Below are 18,807 nucleotides of genomic sequence, written 5' to 3'. Positions count from 1 at the left end.
CGTCCTAAATCTTCAAAATGAAAAGTACAATCAACATAATAAAGCATTCAGGAGAAATTCAAGAATTTGATCTGGAAAAATTGAAAAGCTCTTTAAGACGTGCTAAGGCAGATGAATCACTTGTTCTCTTAATCGCTGACGAGGTGCAAAACAATCTAGTAGAAGGGATGACAACCAAACAAATCTATAAGATGGCTTTTAAAATATTAAGAGGAAAAGCAACAGCAACGGCATCGCGTTACAAACTTAAAAAAGCGTTAATGCAATTGGGTCCATCCGGGTTTCCTTTTGAAAAATTAGTAGGACAATTGTTAGCACATGAAGGTTTTGAAACTGAAGTAGGCGTTTTTGTGCAAGGAAATTGTGTCCAACACGAAGTAGATGTCGTTGCTCAAAAAGACAACCATCACTACATGATTGAGTGCAAATACCACAGCGATCAAGGACGGTTTTGTAATGTGAAAATTCCACTTTACATCCAGTCGCGATTTCTTGATGTTGAAATAGAATGGAAAAAACAGCAAGGCCACGATACCAAAATGCATAAAGGATGGGTCTACACCAATACACGATTTACGGCGGACGCACTTCAGTACGGCAACTGTGTGAATTTAGGTCTAGCAAGTTGGGATTATCCAAAAGGAAATGGAATTAAAGAGCGAATTGACAAAGTGGGAATGCATCCTTTAACGGCCTTAACAACACTTACAAAATCTGAAAAAACAAAATTATTGGACAAAGGAATTGTACTTTGTAAAGAGATCCACGAACATCATGAGTTTTTGGATCAAATTGGCATTAGCAGAGAAAGAAAAAAAATAGTTTTAGAAGATTGCCAAGAATTATGCAGCACCAATTAAATCACGTCCCTATGAAAAATAATAAAATTAGCATCCATTTTTTAGGAGCAGCTGGAACAGTTACCGGTTCTAAATATTTAGTGGACACCGGAGAAAAAAAGATACTGATTGATTGCGGACTTTTTCAAGGTCTTAAAGAACTGCGACTCAAAAATTGGGAATATCCACCGGTAGATGTACCTGATATTGATATTGTTTTACTGACACACGGCCACATGGACCATACCGGTTATTTACCTCGATTGATCAAGCAAGGTTTCAATGGGAAAATATATGGTACGAGTCCAACATTGGAAATTGCAAAAATCATACTTAACGACAGCGCTAAAATTCAGGAACAAGAAGCAGAGCGAGCGAATAAACAGGGTTATTCTAAGCACGATCCGGCCGAACCATTGTACGATTTAAAAGATGTTGAAAAGACGATTCCGCATTTTAAAAGTGTTCCACAATCTCAATGGATTGCGTTGTTTGATGGCATTAAAGCACGATTCAAATATGTAGGACATATTTTAGGAGCTACGTTCATTGAATTGGACGTTCGCGGCAAACGGTTTGTCTTCTCAGGAGATATTGGAAGAATCAACGATTTACTGTTATATCCTCCTTTGAAACCTAAAAGAGCCGATGTGCTTTTTATAGAATCGACTTACGGAGGTAGGTTCCACCAGGAAGAAACAGACGCGATCCCGCAAATTGAAGCCATCGTAAACGAAACAATCAGTAGAGGAGGAAGTTTATTTGTGCCTAGTTTTTCAGTAGAACGAGCCCAACTGATGATGTTTGTTTTTTGGAAATTAGTGAAAGAAAATAAAATTCCAAAAGTACAGATGATTATGGACAGCCCTATGGGAGCTGATGTTTTAGAATTGTTTCAACGCACGAAAGATTGGCACAAGTTAGAAGAATATGAATTTGCAGAAATGTGTTCTTACTTTACAATCGTCAGCAGTTACGAAGAAACGATGGATTTGCGAATAGACAAAAGCCCAAAAATTGTAATTGCCGGAAGTGGCATGCTTACCGGTGGAAGGATGCTCAACTACCTCGAAACAAACGCGGATAATGCTAAAAACACGTTGCTTTTTATTGGCTACCAAGCCGAAGGAACACGAGGCAGAAAACTATTAGAAGGTGAGAAAGAGCTAAAAGTGTATGGGAAATGGGTTCCATTCAATATGCAAGTCGCAGAAATTGAGGGACTTTCAGCACATGCAGATCATGCGGAACTTTTGGATTGGATCAATAAAATTAAAATCAAACCAGAACGCATTTTCATTATACACGGGGAGAAGGAAGGTGCAGAAGCGTTGCAAATAGGTATAAAAGAAACCTACGGTTGGAATGCGGAAATCCCAGAATTGTACAGCATTGAAGAGGTGTAAAGTCCGTTTGTTTTATTTTACTATTGCTTAGCTGATTGCAAAAGCTTAAAGGAGAAGACTTAGTTGTGCCTGGTTTTATAGTGTATCGTGGAAAAGGACTCGCGTAGTGTCACTATTGTCGGTTGTTATAAAGTGGAATTTTATAAATACGATACTGTTTCATTTGGTTTTATAATTTTATTTTTAATCTGCTTTTACAATGGAAGTAAAAAATGCAACTAATTTATGTTTAGATTTTGGTGCCAAACAGTATAAGCTATTTGTGATTTTTTTTAAATTATTTTTTTTAGGAGGTACTTTGCTTAAATAAAATAATTACTTTTATCTTAACAGTTACATTATGGAAATCAAATATTAATAAGTAATTCTGCCCCACATAATTACATTTACTTGAACGTTATGACAAATAAACTTCAACAATTGTGGGATTCGGCAGATGAAATTGCCAGACAAAGTACAGCATTACCATTAATTGATTTTAATGAATTACTTAATTCGCTGATTAGCATTGGTCCATATTATTTTTATGTTGTCGACTTTTACGATCGTTCTCTTTCACATGTAAGTCCTTCTATAAAGGAAATCCACGGCTTTGACCCCGAAACCGTCACTTTTGATGCAATTATCAACGCAATACATCCGGACGACATGGAGTTCGTTGCTAAAGCGGAGGAAACGAATATTAAATTTATCTATGATATTATCGGAAAAGAGAATGTACTACAGTATAAAAGCAATTACTGCTTCAGAGCTCGATTAAAAAACGGATCGTATTCTTTGTTTAATCATCAAGCTATTGTTTTAACAACAGATGAAAATGGCGGATTTGGAAAGGCTTTAAATATTCATACTGACATAGGTCATGTTTGTAAACAAAATAGTTATACTACTTCTTTAATTGGAATGAAAGACCAGCCTTCCTACACTGATATTAAGGTTTTATTTAACTCGAATGATTTTACCTATTTTTCGCAACGGGAGATTCAAGTCCTCAAATTGATTTCGCAAGGCTATATTACTTCTCAAATAGCACGTCAGTTAAACATAAGCGAACACACTGTAAAAACACACCGTAAAAACATTAACAAAAAAGGGGACTGTAAGAACGTTTCCGAGTTGGTGAACAAGTGTGTTTCAAAAGGATTGATTTAAAAATATACCCACTTATAGGTATTGACTTGCGTTTTATTTTAACTTTATTTTACATAAAAGGATTAAAATCTGTAAAACTAAAAGCCATAAACTAGCAATTATTAGGTGTTTAGTTGCGCTACATGTTTTTTATTAATGCACAAATCTCCGGTTATAGATTAGATTTTAAATTCAGCATTTCAACGAGAAAATATATTATTTCATTATGTTCAATAGATAAAAATCAGATTTATTTAGTGTAATATCATCATTGATAGTAAAAAAAGAATATCATTTATTGGATTGCTAGAAGGTTTTATTTTGCCAAAATATAAAATTTAAAATCTTTTGAATGAAACAGTATATTCTTTGGTTTGTTTTTAAAACAACATACAACTAGGTGTTCACTCTTAATAAAGTTCTCATAAATCGGTTTGAACAAGCAAGTCTGAATTATTATTTTCTAAAAACGAGTGGTAAGAAAAAACAATAAAAATTAAAGACAAATGAAAAAAATAATTCTTACCATCGTTGGACTACTGTTTTTAGTCAATTTTTATGCGCAATCCGTTTCTCCAAAGTTATTTATAGGTACTACAAGTATAAAAAAGAACATCTGTAGTGATACGAAATGGGTCCAACATGAAGTAAATGATCTTCAGGAATACGAACAAAAAAGAAAAGAATTTAGGGAAGAAAATAAACCTAATTCTTATGCATCTCCTGGCGGTGTCTATGTCAAAGAAACGGAATCTGTAATCGTTTACGAGTTCAAAGTGAAGCGATCTGGTTTTAATTGTCAACCTACAGTTCATGCTATTATTAAAGGTCCTTCGTTACAATTTTGTGAGGATCAATTGAAACTAAAAATAAATAAAATTCCAAACGAGTTTATCACTCCACCTCAAATTGTTTTTAGATGGACGGGGAAGGCGATGGCACGTTCAACAAATAATCCATCGGTAAAGAAAACTGAAGAAGAATCTTCAAGATTAAATGACGAAAAAAAGAACTTAAATGGAAGCGAAGCTGTTTCTTGCCCGACCTTTGATTTTAAAATCAGTAATACCCCAAGTTATAACTGTGTAGCATTAGAATGGTGGTCATTATCTACTAAAACGAACGTTGTTGATGAGGCTGGAAATTTCAAACAATCAAGTGATTCAGAAATTGTAGCATTCACTGTCGAGTCTCGTAAGGAGGGAAATACAGTTTGGACTACAGAAAAATATGGAAATAACGGCAGAAATTTGCATACATTGACCGGTCTTGAGCCATGTACACGATATGAAATTCGACTTACTACAATTTGTGCCAATAATGGGCATTCAAATCCTTCAAACATACTACGGTTTACGACATCGTGCACGAAGCCAGGGCTTTTAAGTGTTGGTAATATAACAAACTCCTCTGCATCGGTAAGTAATAAAAGGCTTTCCGCGGCCGTAACGTATCCTTGTAATAGTGCAGCGAAGAGCCAAATAAAAATTGTTGAATATAGAACGAGTACCTCCAACTGGCAGACTGTAATTTGTAATAGGGGTGAAACCTGTAACTTGTATGGATTGACACCTGCAACAACATATATTGTAAGAGCCCGATTTCACTATGGAAGTACACTTTATTCAGACTATACGAATGAAGTTGCTTTCAGTACAAGGGAATAGGAATAATGAAGAAAATTTATCCTGATAAAAAAGCAAATGAAATAAGTATAAATTTTGAAAGTGTTTTATTGAGCGGTTTTTATTTTTTATAAGTGACTCATTTATAGATTCCTATAAGCTAAAGTTGGAATCATTGAACATTAAATTGATCATTGATCATTGCAATAAATAATTATATAAAATAAAAACGGACAGCTACTAACGCAGGTAACATTTTTGATAGAAGTCATTTTTTGAGCAATTTAAAACAGCAATTTAAAACCACATTATTATGAAAAAGCAATTTATATTAGTAGCACTGTTGATTTTTAGTATGATTATCTGTGATTTTAGTAAAGCACAATGTACCGAGGCTAAAGATTCTGAAATGGCAAAGTACATGCTGCTGACAAAAACACAAGATGCACAAGGATGTTCTCAATGTGCAATGCTTGCACTTTATTTTTGTAGTGCAAAATATTGTGTTAAAAGTGAAGATGTGAACAAAGTTGGGCAAATGATTAACGCATGTAAAGAAAATATACGAAATATGGGACAACCCTATTGCTGTCCGGATTATTTAAATAAAGTTCCAGAATGGGGAATTATGGGAGATAACGCAAGTAATTCAGGAAGTAACTTGAATTCCGTTTCTAATCCGATGATAAATAACATGAGTAGTCCATCGGGAACATCTCAAGTTTTGAATACACTGAGTCAATTGAATCCTAATTCAAAAGAATTAAGTACGTATGCCGCAAATTATCAACAAGGAGAACAAATAGCAACTGCGGTAGCCGGAATAGTAGATTTATTTACACCGTCTCCGGAGGAACAAGCCAGGAAAGAGCAGGCTAGGTTAGAAAGCGAAAAAAGAGCAGAAGAGCTTCGACAGCGCCAACTTCAACTAAAAATTCAAAATGAAAATAATGCAAAAGAAGATTTTAAAACAAATTTTTTAATTGGTGTAGATGATTCCGATGAAAATAATAGGGTTGCTGCTGTTATAAATGGAATGGATAATTATATTACGAAAAAATACACGTACGATGTTAGCGAATTATTACCTAATTGGAAACCTTGGATGATTGAAGCTATACGTAACGATAATAAATTTGTAAGTGTTGTTTTTTCAGCAAAAACACTTGGTTTCTGTCTTAATAAATTCGATTATAATTTAGGTCTGACCGTTCCAGAGGCGATTGAATTACTTGAAAAAGTGGCTAATAGTGGGGCGGAAACGACCAGCTATTTAGGTATTTCGTGGGAATCGGTACAGAAAAAAATAAAGGTCAAAAACAAAAAAAAGAAATTAATTTCAAAAGATGTTTTAGTAAACAAAGTGACTTTTGTAGCAGAAGGTTCCGCAGCTGCAAATATGGGTTTGAATATCGGAGATGAAATACTAATGATTAATAATGAGCAAGTTGATCACTTAATGCATCAAAAAATTCAAAAATTCAAACCTGGAGAAAAGATCAAAATCACCTATTCGCGAGATAGTAAAGAATTTGTAAAAGATGTTGCTTTAGGAAGCACGATTAAAAACCTATATAATGTTGATGCTATGTTGGTTCTTGCAAACTATTACAATGTAAAAGCGTTGGGCAATAATCCCGAAAAGACCCTTTATTACTTTACTAAAGCTGCAGAAAATAAAAGTCCTAATGCTATGTATGCTTTAGCTCAAATATATCAGTACAATCTGTTTGGACATAAAAAAGTAAATGTAAAATTTAAATTTAAAAACAATGTTGCATTTGCTCATGAATGGTATCTGAAAAGTTTAGAAGATTTGTATTATACAAACTCACAAATTAAAAGATTGTACAACATAGGTACAGACTTCGAGATAAAATCATTTGATGAATTAATTACGATGTCTAAAAAAGGGATTGGCTGTAAGAAGGATTTACTGATGGCAGAAGAACTCTTAAAACAAAAAACAGCATATTTAGAACAAATTAGTAAAAACAATTAACCAGACAGTTTTCGTTAATTCATTTAAGAATTATGCTGCGATTGAAACTTAAATTCATTAAAACAAAAAATAATTTAAAATTCATATTATGAAAAATATTTTAATAATTTTAATTTTATGTACTACAGGTCTTTTTGCTCAAAATAGGACACAAAAGGTTGCAGAGTATAGTGATTGGAACACCTTTAAAAATCCATATGAAGCTTTACAAATAAGGTATAAGTTGGAAAAGAAAGACGGAGATGTAGGTTATTACAAAGCCCAAATTAGGATCAACTTTGATGAGCCTACAATCTGTAAAGACCAACGATGTCAGGGATATGCATTGTCTTTTGGAATACCTTCTGTAGATGATAATGGGGAGAAATTTTATCATTATAAAATATTTTTCTCGTACAAGGAGAACTATACCATACCAGATTTAATTCCAATAAAGCTTTCATTTTCAGATGGTTCTAAAAGATTTTTAAAATCAGATGGATTTTACTATCAAAAAAATGATACTGCTGAGCCACAATATTTACAGTATTTTTTTATAAAATCTGCCGACTTAATCTTAGAAGGTTCACGACTCAATTTCAAAAATTTTATTGAATCTGAAGCAATTACTTTAAAATAAAACTGAAATCTTCCCAAGAAGAAAAACAAATCTAGCAAACGTATTATCATTTTGAAAAACTTTCGCAACTTCCTGAAAAGCGGCAACAAATTTGGCCCGTTATGGAAGCGAAAATGATGAATTCTTTAGTTATTTTACTTTGAGAGTTACAAGCGTTACAAATATTCATTTAAAAGAATCTTTAATTAGTGACGACGCTATAAAGCACATGTTTAAGTTTAAAAAGTTCAAAATTTCTATTTGAGAAGAAAAAAAATACAACTAAAAACTCCATTCCCTACATCGATGAGTTGAAGCGTTTGGAGCGTTTGAATAGTACCGGAACAAAAATTACATTATCGGATTTATGTGAACATTTAGACATTCAAAACCTTAACGAAGTATTCGTAGATTCTGACGAAGATGAAATTAATATTGAAGAAAAAGGTTCTGCCTTATGATGAAAAATGCCTAATAGTACTATTTATTTAAATTGTTCGGAAACTACTGAAGTTTTAGGAGTCGAAAATAAACCGATTTTTTTAAAAAAAATAAGAGCGTTTTTCGTGAAGTTGGGTGGAATTGAAAGTCTTAAAATATGTAAGTTGAGGATTTCTTCATCAGGCACACATTTTATTAAAGAATACTTGATTTTTAATGTACGAATTTTTCAGTTGTGAACCGTTTAAAGTTCCAGAAAAAGACTTTTACAAAATAGACATCGCAATAAATACCTATTCAATTTCTTCCGTTAGATTTTCTTTGACAGGAATTTACGGGAGTTATTCGGAAGTAAAAAACCCTAAATCATTTTACTTAAATGATTTAGGGTTTAATTTAGTAGCGAAGACGGGAGTTGAACCCGTGACCTCAGGGTTATGAATTGCGTAAAATTCTAATAACTTGCTTGATTTTGTACTTATTGACTCAAAACCGTATACTAAACCGTATACTGAATTTAGACATTGTTAGAGACAAATATAATTCTTAATTTAGTTTTTTCAAAAGTAATTCTTACATTTAAATTTTAGAGTTATTGAAAATAATTTTGATTAAAACTTTTTTTAAAGTACCTCTTTTTAAAGATTTAAATGTGGATAAGCATTAATGTTATGTCTCTTAAAAAATACAACGAAAAACGTGATTTTAAACAAACGACTGAACCAGTTGGAGAAAAAAAAAGTTCCTCTGGTAAACTTATTTTCGTTGTTCAAAAACACAATGCATCTCATCTTCATTATGACTTTCGTCTAGAAATAAATGGCGTACTTTTAAGTTGGGCAATCCCAAAAGGCCCATCGCTAAATCCCGACGACAAACGTCTTGCAGTTTTGGTAGAAGAGCACCCTTACGATTATAAAGATTTTGAAGGCACTATACCCAAAGGTAATTATGGTGCTGGAGCCGTAATCGTTTGGGATAATGGCACCTATCAACCTACAAAAGTACAAGAGGGAGAAGATCCGCAATTACTTCTTGAGAAACAATTTAAAAAAGGGCATATGAGCTTCGAGCTCAACGGTCATAAGTTGAAAGGTGCCTTTTCGTTAGTGCAATTAAAAGAAAAGGGGGATAAAAGTTGGTTACTCATTAAAAAGGAGGATGAGTATGCGTCGGAATTCGATATTCTGAAAAATGATAAATCTGTACTCACAGATAGAATACTGGATCAATTAGAAACAGAAAAGAAAGTGATTCATAAAACAGAAGTTGCTTTTCAGACGCCCATGTTCGCCACTGCTACAGATACAGCATTTGACCATCCGGATTGGATCTATGAGAAAAAATACGACGGATACCGAACTATTGCGGTAGTAAAAAATAAATCTGTAAACCTCTTCAGTCGTAATGAGAATTCATTTAATGAAGATTTTAAAGCTTTGCATGAAGAATTAATGACATTAACGCATGAAGTTTCATTGGATGGCGAGGTAGTGATTGAAGACGAGCACGGCAAAGATTCATTCCAAATGCTACAAAATTATTTAAAAGATAAAGTAGGCACTTTAAAATATTACGTATTCGATATGATAAATCTAGACGGCAGCGACTTGAAAGAGGTTCCGCTATCAAATAGAAAGGAACTTCTAGAAATGCTTTTTAATAAACATTCGTTTAAGAATATTATACTATCTCCCTTTGTTAAGAAGAAGGGAATTTTACAACTCGAAAAAGCCGCCATAGATAAAAGCGAAGGTATTATTGCAAAGCACGCTGAAAGCAGCTATCAAAGTGGGAAAAGAAGTAAAGATTGGCTAAAAATTAAATTAGTCCAACAAGAGGAGGTTATCATTGTAGGATTCACTGAACCTGCTGGATCAAGACGAAACTTTGGAGCGCTATTGTTAGGACAGTACAATGGAGAAGAAATTAGATATATTGGAAAATGCGGAAGTGGATTCACAGACCAGCTCTTAAAAGACATCCACGAGAAAATGAAACCACTAATCATTTGTGAAAGCCCTTTACAATCTGCTCCAAAAATTAAGGAAAAAATAACTTGGGTTAAGCCTGAATTAGTTTGTCAAGTTAAATTTACGGAATGGACCAAAAACAAACATTTGCGCCATCCAGTTTTTTTAGGATTACGAGTAGATAAATCTGCGGAACAGGTCATGTTTGAAACCGAGATTCATAAAGCTAAACTATTAGTTATACGTTCTTTGGCACAAAATGAAAAAGTAGAAGTTGAAAATGATCACAGTTTTAAAGTGGGCAAAACAATAGTGCACCTAACCAATCAAAACAAAATTTACTTTCCAGAAAGCAAGATAACAAAAGGCGAAGTAATAGAGTACTACAACCAGGTTTCCCGCTTAATTCTTCCGTACTTAAAAGACCGTCCACAGTCTTTATATCGCTTTCCAAATGGCATCGACCATCAACCTTTCTATCAAAAAAATATAGAGGTGGACAAAGTGCCGTCGTGGCTTAAAACAGTTGAAATTAATTCCGAAGAAAACGAACATGCTGTAAATTACCTTCTGTGCAATAATAAAGAAACGCTGCTTTATATGGCAAACCTAGGATGCATCGAAATAAACCCTTGGAATTCAACCATAAATAAACTTAATAATCCAGATTGGGTAATAATTGATATTGATCCTGAACTAGATGATTTTAACAAGGTAGTCGAAACCGCATTAGTTGTAAAAGATGTCATGGACGAAGTGAATACACCCTGTTTTTGCAAAACTTCAGGGGCTTCAGGACTGCATGTATATATCCCACTTAAAGCACAATACGACTACGAGACCGTCAAAATATTTGCGAATCTAATTGCAATTGAAGTGCAATCACGTCTTCCAAATACGACAACATTAGAGCGAAGTATTAAAAAAAGAAATCATAAAATATACATTGACTATCTACAAAACCGGAAGGGACAGACCATTGCAGCACCATATTGTGTAAGACCTCAACCAGAGGCAACCGTTTCTACTCCACTAGAGTGGGATGAGGTAAATGCGGACTTATCTCCAAAAATGTTTACCATAAAAAACGCAATCGACCGTTTTGAAAAAAAGGGGGATTTATGGAAAGGAGTATTAACTGAAAGTGCAAACATCGAATCTATAATAAGTCTGATGACTTAAGAAGATTTTTTCTTCTTCGATTCTAAGCTTGCTTTCAACATAGTCATTAAGTCGTCTTTTTGAGAATGTACAACCTTCATAGGAGAAGCTTTAGTTTTTTTGCCTTTTGCTTTTGCTTTTATGATTTTCATTAGTTTTTCACTGTATTCATCCTTATACGCAGAGATATCAAATTTCTCCGTCAATTGCTCAATAAGTTTATGAGCCATTTCAACTTCTTTTGTTTTTGTAGCACTGACCTTGGGTAATTTCAATTCCGCAGTAGAACGGATCTCCTGTTCAAACCGAATTCGATTTAAAACAATTACTTCTTTATAAGGTTTTAAAATGGCAAGCGCTTGTTTGTTTCGAAGTACAAAATTGGTCACACCCACTTTCCCTGATTCAACCATAGCATCTCGTAAGAGTGAATACGCTTTTGCAGCTCCTTTGGCAGGCTCTAAGTAATAAGGCTGTTCGTAATATAAACTATCAATTTCTGTTTCATCAGTGAAACTTAAAATATCAATCGTTTTGGTCTTTTCAGCATCCGCAGCTTCAAAATCCTCATCTTCTAGGACCACATATTTCTCGTCGATCTTGTATCCTTTTACAATATTTGAGTAAGCTACTTCCTTACCTGTATTTTCATTTACGCGTTTAAATTTTATATTAGCAAAATCGGCTTTATCTAACATGTCCAAATCTAAATTGGTTGTTTCAATAGCTGATAATAATTTTACTGGAATATTAATAAGTCCGAAGCTGATTGCACCTGTCCATATTGCTCTCATAATGATGTTTATTTAGGTTGTTTTAGTTTTAAAACTATTTTAAATATATTAAATGCTAAATAGGAACGAATATAAGGTTAAGCAACTTCAAGTGGCCAATCACATCCACCACCGAATTTAGTTATAATAAGTTCACAGATTCGAGAAAGAATTTGATCAACAATTGGAGTGCCATTACAGGTTAAATTGACTTGTTCAGAAAATTGCGAGTCTGGAAAGAGAATATGGATAAAAATGGGGCTTGTGGGTTCTTGCACTATTGAATCAGATATAATTCCCGTAACTGAAACGCAAATTTTGGCATCTAAATAACTACGTAAATTCTGTGCCATTAGGGAGGCTATTTCTGAGGATTCACTGCCACAGCGCTCTATTATGTTGCTGTCAATATTAAAAAAATACTCCTTCATATGATTTTTTGCAGCCACTACACTTCCAATAAAGACAGAATCTGCACAAGCGAATGAGGAAAAGGCTTCAGATAAAAGACCATTTGTAGCGCCTTCCGCAAAAGCAACTGTAATCTTATTCAACTTTAAAAAAGCGATGCAATTAAATATTTTGTCTAAAAACATAGTAGTATATTTTAAAGGATTAATAGTTAGACTTTTAAATAGTTATTCAGAGGAACATTGATTGTAATCAAAATTTCGCTCGGTTTTACAAGACAGTCTCACTTCGTGAAAGAACCCTTTCAAAGAGCTATAAAATTAAAGAGATTACATAAAATGCGTATTACAACATTGTGATCGCATTTTATAGTATTCAAAGTAAGGACGCGATAACTAAAAACAGGAATTCTAAATTTATTTACCACTTAACTGAAAAATAAAAAAAAATCAATATATTAGTCATACTACAACTTGGTAATTAATTTAAGAATGAAATTTTTTATATATGGTTTACAACACTATCTTCCATATCGACGACGATTTAGACGACTGTCTAATTTTTAGAGATGCTATCAGTGAAATTTCAGACACCACTTATATTTGGGAAAATAATCCTCTAAAAGCTTTAGAGAAATTAATTTCGGGTGAAGTTGCTCCACAGCTTATATTTCTTGACTTAAATATGCCCAGTTTAAACGGTTACGAATTACTTTCAGAAATCAGCAAGCACAATAATATTAGTGTAATTCCAGTAATCATATTTTCAACATCGCTCGCTGGATGCACTGCGGAGTCAAATAGCTCCAATATCTTAATGCAGTTCACTAAGCCATCAGACTATGATGAATTAAAAGCAATTATGAATCAGATAATTTTTGGAATAGATTAGTACAATTTATTTCGACATAATGTTTTTAAACGTAAAGAAACATATACCAGAAGGTTATTAACTAATTATAATCACAGAGAACCATATTACAAATATTGAGCAATAAATAATCATATCAGATTGAATTTTATCATTTTACGGATGCAATTAAATTCCTGCAATATTAGTGCTTTAATGCGATGTGTATAGAAAAACCTGCTTAAGCAGGTTTTTCGATAATAGTTTGAATTTATTTTCCAGCAGGATCTTTAGCATCACTACCTTCCACTTTTACAATTTTATTGTAGATTCCTAAAAGTAAAAACGAAGTAGCCCACTGTCCTACGAATAAAGAAGTTTTCCCCCGACCTGTCAGTTTCAACGTGGCAGATGCTGCCATTGATCCTAAAGCAGCCCATAGAAATAAATCGGACGGTAATTTTGCCGTTTGCTGCTCAATTTTTTTAGCAACCGGTCCTTCTGAATGATCATCTTTAATAAAACTCATAGCGTCAATTTTTTAATTAATAATGTGATTCTGTAAAATTATAAAATATTTAAAGTCATATCATTACAGGATTTAAACGCGGTCTTATAAAATTAAGAAGTGGGATAGAAATTATTTCGAAAAAGTAAATTTCTGTGTTCTAACAGGAGTAGATCTGAATACGGCATCAAACTCTTCTAGGGATTTAAACGCCAATTGCTCAACAATTCTATACTCATAAAATATCTCAAACGTGTCAATTTTGAAAACCCATGGTTCTACGCCAATTACATCTTCTGATTTATAAAAGGTCTGATTTACGTCACCGTCCGGACTTTCGGACACATCCATTTTCCGTCCTTCGGGTTGGATTTTATCCATGCAAATAAGCAAAGAAAAAGCGTCACACCATTCTACAAGTCGATAAAGTCGATCTGCATATTTTTTATCAATATCTAAATGCTTTAAAATAGCAGCTCTATTTCTTGTTTGGTATTTTAAAAAGGCTGTTAGTTCTTTATCTACTCCCTGTTTTTTACCACTAAAAATAAAAGCTAAATGCATAGAAGTAAGCAAAGCATTCAGCTGGCTTTTAGAAGTGGAAAGTTCCATAACATTTATATACTGCTTCAAATCTGTTTTTTCAGAACCATCGGGAACAAGAAAATGACGCGGTGCTCCCGCTTCGGTAAGATTTTTATTTTGTTTGGTTTCTGCCACACCATCATCGTGTTCAGCAATAGCAATCAAGGTTGGAACAATTATATCATTCGGCAAATCAATGGCATACTGATAAGCAATCATTGCGGCAAGAAGTCCGTGGGAACGTTGAGTGATTACTTTCCAACCTTTTGTATGTGACAGAACAATCATAGTGTATTATTTAAAGGTGTATAATATTGAAGCATAAGGTTAATTAATTTGCTAGTCGGATTATCATTATTTAAAGTACACCTCAGCCAATTAGGTTTCAATACTTGTTTTAACAACTGCAAATATTAATTAAAAGTAGTAAAATTTATTAATAAATATGCCGGCCTAAGAGCAGTTCATACTTTTTTGACTTTGTCTAGCCAAGCAAGCAAACCATAAAAAGCATTTAAACAATGCTATAAGGTTATCTTGCTATTACTTAGGACTTATTAATTAAAACTTTCTTTAACAACAGTTAATATTTGAAAAGCTTGCTAAATTTGTAATGTAAATACTACTAATGGAATAAAGATTTGTTATTTTTGCTTTTTTAACTTTACAAGGATAAAATTTTTGTTTTTAGCACAAACAATTTCATTTAGAAAGTGCCTTTTGAATCATCAGAATTTCAGAATTTAGTATTTATGCGTTTTAAAGAAATATCTCGAAAATTTTATAATGTCACCTACTACTTTATTATAGTACTAGCCACATTGTTTACTTTTCTTCAATCTAAAAAAGCTTATTCGCAAAGAACAAAATTTGACAGTATTTTCTATCACACTGCGGTTAATATTAGTGGTACGGATACAAATAGAGCTCTTCAAATTGCTGACTCGCTGTATATTAATACTCCCGATAAAATTAATAGTATCAGAGCATTGATGTTAACTGCAAATATTTACTCTAAAAGAGGTGAAATATTTAACTCTATTAATTTTGCTTTAAAAGCTGATTCCATAGCTGAAGAATCAAATAATCATGAGTGGGTCGCACGTATTGCAGGTTTTCTATCAACACAGTATCGAACTAGCGGTCTTAAAAATTCTGGACTAAACTTTCTTGCAAAAGGAAGAGAAGCGTCGCGAAAAATACCAGATGGTAATCAAAACATCCAATTTCAGGGACTGTCCTACCAGGAAGAGGCTTATTACCACATGGGTGATGAGGATTATAGAAAAGCTATAAAAAGTCTTACACAGGGAGACCGTTTATTCAAGAAATTAATAAATGACAAAACCAAATTTTTTCTATTAGCTACCAACGAAGAGATGCTAGGTAAAAATAATTTTCTTTTATCAGAATTACAATTAGCTAAAAAACACTATAAACAAGGATTAATTTATATAGATAAAGCTTCAGGTGGCGAATCAGCGTTAATCGGTTTTATATACGACGGGTTAGGTAAAGTATATTTTCAAGAAAAAGAATATGAGCAAGCTCACCTCTATCTTTTAAAGGCAGTAGAAATTGCTGATAGAGCAGATTTTGTTGCATTAAAAGTTGAAGTCTATAAAGATTTACTTGATTATTATGAATTTTTTGAAGATAATACGAACTACAAACGATTCAATGCGCTTTACAAGAAAGCTATTGAAGAGCAAATGAACGAAAATAAAAAGAGCGCGGATGAAATTATATCTACCCTCAATACGCAAGCGGTTAAAAGTTCATCAAATCAAAAAAATTATTTTTATAGTTTTGCATTTATAACAATTTGTTTGATATTTCTTTTTATGATATATAGAAGAAAAAAGAATATTGAGAAGAAAAAATTTGAGCGTCTTGTAAAAATACTTAAAGAAAAATCAGTAGAGAAAAATCTAGACTTAGAATTGAAGTCGGTTGTGAAAATCAAGAAGTCTGAGAATGTAGAGAAGGAAAACTCCTCCATTATGTCAGTAGAAATGGAGCAAATCCTTTTGAAAAAATTAGATGCCTTTGAATTGGAAAATAACTTTACTGCAAATAATATATCCATTTCTTCGCTTGCAACTATCCTCGGTACTAATTCGAAGTATATTTCTTACATTATTAATCATCATAAGGGTAAGGATTTCAGCAGTTACATAAATGAACTTAGAGTTTTCTACATTATCAATAGAATAGAAAATGATCCGCTTTATGGACAATACAAAATTAGTTACTTAGCTGAAGAGGCCGGATTTTCATCTCACAGTAAATTTTCTTCGATTTTTAAGCAGGTCACGCAGCTTTCGCCTTCAGCATTTTTAGAACAAGTAAATATTGCAAACAAGAAAGCCAAAATTACTTAATTCTATTTTCTAAGATTTTTTTAAAAACTTAAAACTTTTTTCTAGTTAAATTTTTTAAGATCATTTTTTTTTTAAATCTATCTTCATTCTAATCTTCAATTTTTTAGTAGAGTAATACCACAATATTTTCCGTGCTATTTTATTTCTATTTACTATTCTTGATTACATATTTTTTTTTTTTGCTTCATTACAAAATAAAATATTTTTATAATTAATCAAGAAATTGCGCTTCATTAGTATTGGTGTTTTTATTTTTTGAATTTTTTCGTGTTTCAATTTGAAGGTATTGAGTCTTTATATTCTATACTTTTCATTTGAATTCAAATTGATACTTTCTCTCATAAACTTATTATTCTCAAAAAAAATCTTGTCTTCTCATCTTGACTTTTGATAAATACACTTTTTAATACTGGTCGCGTAATTAGTTCATTAATTAAATCACGTTTAAAATAATATTATGTCACATTTAAGAATTTTATTCTTGAATGCAATAATTATTGTTAATAATAACTGTACTTCAATACTTTACAAAAGTAAGTTTTCGGAAGAAAACTTCGCTTCACCGTATATGTTAACTATTAAAATGCCGAATATGGATATACTAGGTATCTATTCTAAGAAAAAAACTAAATATTTTTGCCGCTAGTTTATAATCCCGTTGTGCTACAAATCTTTCTTGTAATAAAATGTTATAACCAAATGAAAATTTGACTTTATCAAATTGCAATTTGATGTAATCAATTTAGGAGGTATTTATCAATAAGCATTTACAATAACTTAATAATAATAATATGTAATGAAATCAAAATGTTCTAAACAGTATTTATGAATTAATAAAATTTCACTTAACACTGTTCTGATTTTTTATCAGGAAAATAAATAATCCAACTTAAACACAGTTTAAAATTTTAGAAAAAAAAAATATGTATCAAAAATTACTATTAATATCAGGAATGTTGCTTTTTGGAATATCGGCAACCGCTCAGGTGGGTATTGGAACTGATTTGCCAAATACTTCCACTCAACTTCATATAGTATCTAATGACAGAGGAGTATTATTACCGCAAGTACCTTTGATTAGCACTACAGATACTGTAACAATAGCGAATGGTAATGTAGAGAGTTTGTTAGTTTACAATACAAATACAATTTCCGATATTACACCCGGCTACTATTTTTGGTATCAAGGAAAATGGAAAAGAATCGCAGACTCTAATGATAATGGTTTTGCTCAGACTTTGACAACTCTTTTATATAATCAAATTAATCAAACCTTAGATTACACTGATGAAAATGGAATAGTTCACGTTATAGATTTAGCTCAATTAGTCAGTAATAATGAATCCCTTACAATATTGGGGATCGATCCAATTACTGGTGATCTTGTTTATAAAGATGAGAATGGTAACTCGACTACAATCAATATGGCACAAATTGTTCAAACTCACGAAACAGTTACCAATATAGTTGTTAATCCGAATGGAACTTTTACTTATATTAATGAAGCAGGTATTTCAGTAACTATTAATGTTCCTAGCGGTTCAAATGGATTATCTGCTTATGAAATAGCAGTAAACGATGGATTTCTAGGTAATGAGATTGATTGGTTAGCTTCATTGGCAGGTCCAACAGGACCTCAAGGTATTCCCGGTCTTCCTGGGGCTGATGGTAATAACGGTCAAGACGGACTAACTCCAGTAATAGGATCTAATGGCAATTGGTTTTTTGGCAGTACAGATACAGGCATCTTTGCTCAAGGACCCGCTGGAATTAATGGAACGACGCCAACAATTGGAGCGAATGGAAATTGGGTTATTAACGGAATCGATACTACTATCTCTTCTACAGGACCACAAGGCCCCAACGGTATTGCAGGAGTTGGTGTTGCAAGTTCTACTTACGATGCTGCAACGGGTATTGTTACTATTACTTATACAGACGGATCCACTACAGTTACTTCAGATTTACGTGGTGCATCAGGTGCTCCAGGTGTTGACGGAGCTGACGGAGTTAGTGTAACAAGTTCTACATACGACGCTGCAACAGGTATTGTTACTTTCACTTATTCAAATGGAACAACTTCTACCACTTCAGACATTAGAGGAGCAGCCGGTAATGGTG

At 32.9% G+C, this 18,807-nt stretch carries 15 protein-coding genes and 1 pseudogene; 12 read left to right on the top strand and 4 right to left on the bottom strand.

Features of this window, described 5'->3' with window-relative positions:
- The first annotated feature begins 17 nt into the window (after nucleotides 1-17).
- The 9 genes from YWA_RS0113330 to ligD all read left to right on the top strand — a co-directional run bounded on the left by YWA_RS0113330 (nucleotide 18) and on the right by ligD (nucleotide 11,197).
- Nucleotides 18-860, top strand: coding sequence for a restriction endonuclease (locus tag YWA_RS0113330; protein ID WP_022829015.1), 843 nt, complete (start codon nucleotides 18-20; stop codon nucleotides 858-860).
- Nucleotides 861-871: 11 nt separating this feature from the next.
- On the top strand, nucleotides 872-2,245 hold the full coding sequence (locus tag YWA_RS0113325; RefSeq protein ID WP_026718805.1) for an MBL fold metallo-hydrolase RNA specificity domain-containing protein: 1,374 nt from the start codon (nucleotides 872-874) through the stop codon (nucleotides 2,243-2,245).
- A 399-nt stretch (nucleotides 2,246-2,644) separates the two neighbouring features.
- Nucleotides 2,645-3,397: a LuxR C-terminal-related transcriptional regulator gene (locus YWA_RS0113315; protein WP_022829012.1), complete on the top strand. Its 753-nt coding sequence runs from the start codon at nucleotides 2,645-2,647 to the stop codon at nucleotides 3,395-3,397.
- Between the two features lie 485 nt (nucleotides 3,398-3,882).
- Nucleotides 3,883-5,043: a fibronectin type III domain-containing protein gene (locus tag YWA_RS0113310; RefSeq protein ID WP_022829011.1), complete on the top strand. Its 1,161-nt coding sequence runs from the start codon at nucleotides 3,883-3,885 to the stop codon at nucleotides 5,041-5,043.
- 271 nt (nucleotides 5,044-5,314) lie between these two features.
- The gene (locus YWA_RS0113305; protein ID WP_022829010.1) at nucleotides 5,315-7,003 is read left to right on the top strand and encodes a PDZ domain-containing protein; all 1,689 of its coding nucleotides are present in this window, start codon (nucleotides 5,315-5,317) and stop codon (nucleotides 7,001-7,003) included.
- 88 nt (nucleotides 7,004-7,091) lie between these two features.
- Nucleotides 7,092-7,622: a hypothetical protein gene (locus YWA_RS0113300; RefSeq protein ID WP_022829009.1), complete on the top strand. Its 531-nt coding sequence runs from the start codon at nucleotides 7,092-7,094 to the stop codon at nucleotides 7,620-7,622.
- Nucleotides 7,623-7,912: 290 nt separating this feature from the next.
- Entirely contained in the window at nucleotides 7,913-8,062 is a 150-nt protein-coding gene (locus YWA_RS15705; protein WP_157505361.1) for a hypothetical protein, read from the top strand.
- A 196-nt stretch (nucleotides 8,063-8,258) separates the two neighbouring features.
- Nucleotides 8,259-8,483, top strand: a complete 225-nt coding sequence (locus tag YWA_RS0113280; protein ID WP_022829005.1) for a hypothetical protein — start codon at nucleotides 8,259-8,261, stop codon at nucleotides 8,481-8,483.
- 230 nt (nucleotides 8,484-8,713) lie between these two features.
- Complete coding sequence (gene ligD, locus YWA_RS0113275; protein ID WP_026718804.1) at nucleotides 8,714-11,197, top strand: DNA ligase D; 2,484 nt, start codon at nucleotides 8,714-8,716, stop codon at nucleotides 11,195-11,197.
- Here the strand turns inward: ligD and ku are convergent.
- Both ku and YWA_RS0113265 read right to left on the bottom strand, forming a co-directional pair.
- The gene (ku, locus tag YWA_RS0113270; protein ID WP_022829003.1) at nucleotides 11,194-11,970 is read right to left on the bottom strand and encodes a non-homologous end joining protein Ku; all 777 of its coding nucleotides are present in this window, start codon (nucleotides 11,968-11,970) and stop codon (nucleotides 11,194-11,196) included. The genes ligD and ku overlap by 4 nt on opposite strands.
- Before the next feature lie 77 nt (nucleotides 11,971-12,047).
- The gene (locus YWA_RS0113265; RefSeq protein ID WP_022829002.1) at nucleotides 12,048-12,545 is read right to left on the bottom strand and encodes a CinA family protein; all 498 of its coding nucleotides are present in this window, start codon (nucleotides 12,543-12,545) and stop codon (nucleotides 12,048-12,050) included.
- 322 nt (nucleotides 12,546-12,867) lie between these two features.
- Here YWA_RS0113265 and YWA_RS0113260 point away from each other — a divergent pair, with 322 nt between their 5' ends.
- Nucleotides 12,868-13,251, top strand: coding sequence for a response regulator (locus YWA_RS0113260; protein ID WP_022829001.1), 384 nt, complete (start codon nucleotides 12,868-12,870; stop codon nucleotides 13,249-13,251).
- Between the two features lie 229 nt (nucleotides 13,252-13,480).
- Here YWA_RS0113260 and YWA_RS0113255 read toward each other — a convergent pair whose 3' ends face one another.
- Entirely contained in the window at nucleotides 13,481-13,738 is a 258-nt protein-coding gene (locus tag YWA_RS0113255; RefSeq protein ID WP_022829000.1) for a hypothetical protein, read from the bottom strand.
- Nucleotides 13,739-13,849: 111 nt separating this feature from the next.
- Complete coding sequence (locus YWA_RS0113250; RefSeq protein ID WP_022828999.1) at nucleotides 13,850-14,590, bottom strand: DUF3891 family protein; 741 nt, start codon at nucleotides 14,588-14,590, stop codon at nucleotides 13,850-13,852.
- Nucleotides 14,591-15,054: 464 nt separating this feature from the next.
- Here YWA_RS0113250 and YWA_RS0113245 point away from each other — a divergent pair, with 464 nt between their 5' ends.
- The gene (locus tag YWA_RS0113245) at nucleotides 15,055-16,686 is read left to right on the top strand and encodes a helix-turn-helix domain-containing protein (protein WP_022828998.1); all 1,632 of its coding nucleotides are present in this window, start codon (nucleotides 15,055-15,057) and stop codon (nucleotides 16,684-16,686) included.
- A gap of 1,073 nt (nucleotides 16,687-17,759) precedes the next feature.
- Nucleotides 17,760-18,807 (top strand): annotated as a pseudogene (locus tag YWA_RS15475) (collagen-like protein); the annotation flags it as partial.

Origin of the sequence: Flavobacterium antarcticum DSM 19726, assembly GCF_000419685.1 — a bacterium.
GTDB classification, from domain to species: Bacteria; Bacteroidota; Bacteroidia; order Flavobacteriales; family Flavobacteriaceae; genus Flavobacterium; species Flavobacterium antarcticum.
The sequence above is the reverse complement of the archived record's forward strand: the minus strand, read 5'-3'. Positions and strand labels throughout refer to the sequence as shown.

What these genes read in the sequence shown, in the direction of transcription:
- YWA_RS0113330 (WP_022829015.1), top strand. Translation starts at nt 18, where the DNA reads ATGAAAAGTACAATCAACATAATAAAGCATTCAGGAGAAATTCAAGAA.
- YWA_RS0113325 (WP_026718805.1), top strand. Translation starts at nt 872, where the DNA reads ATGAAAAATAATAAAATTAGCATCCATTTTTTAGGAGCAGCTGGAACA.
- YWA_RS0113315 (WP_022829012.1), top strand. Translation starts at nt 2,645, where the DNA reads ATGACAAATAAACTTCAACAATTGTGGGATTCGGCAGATGAAATTGCC.
- YWA_RS0113310 (WP_022829011.1), top strand. Translation starts at nt 3,883, where the DNA reads ATGAAAAAAATAATTCTTACCATCGTTGGACTACTGTTTTTAGTCAAT.
- YWA_RS0113305 (WP_022829010.1), top strand. Translation starts at nt 5,315, where the DNA reads ATGAAAAAGCAATTTATATTAGTAGCACTGTTGATTTTTAGTATGATT.
- YWA_RS0113300 (WP_022829009.1), top strand. Translation starts at nt 7,092, where the DNA reads ATGAAAAATATTTTAATAATTTTAATTTTATGTACTACAGGTCTTTTT.
- YWA_RS0113280 (WP_022829005.1), top strand. Translation starts at nt 8,259, where the DNA reads ATGTACGAATTTTTCAGTTGTGAACCGTTTAAAGTTCCAGAAAAAGAC.
- ligD (WP_026718804.1), top strand. Translation starts at nt 8,714, where the DNA reads ATGTCTCTTAAAAAATACAACGAAAAACGTGATTTTAAACAAACGACT.
- ku (WP_022829003.1), bottom strand. Translation starts at nt 11,970, where the DNA reads ATGAGAGCAATATGGACAGGTGCAATCAGCTTCGGACTTATTAATATT.
- YWA_RS0113265 (WP_022829002.1), bottom strand. Translation starts at nt 12,545, where the DNA reads ATGTTTTTAGACAAAATATTTAATTGCATCGCTTTTTTAAAGTTGAAT.
- YWA_RS0113260 (WP_022829001.1), top strand. Translation starts at nt 12,868, where the DNA reads ATGGTTTACAACACTATCTTCCATATCGACGACGATTTAGACGACTGT.
- YWA_RS0113255 (WP_022829000.1), bottom strand. Translation starts at nt 13,738, where the DNA reads ATGAGTTTTATTAAAGATGATCATTCAGAAGGACCGGTTGCTAAAAAA.
- YWA_RS0113250 (WP_022828999.1), bottom strand. Translation starts at nt 14,590, where the DNA reads ATGATTGTTCTGTCACATACAAAAGGTTGGAAAGTAATCACTCAACGT.
- YWA_RS0113245 (WP_022828998.1), top strand. Translation starts at nt 15,055, where the DNA reads ATGCGTTTTAAAGAAATATCTCGAAAATTTTATAATGTCACCTACTAC.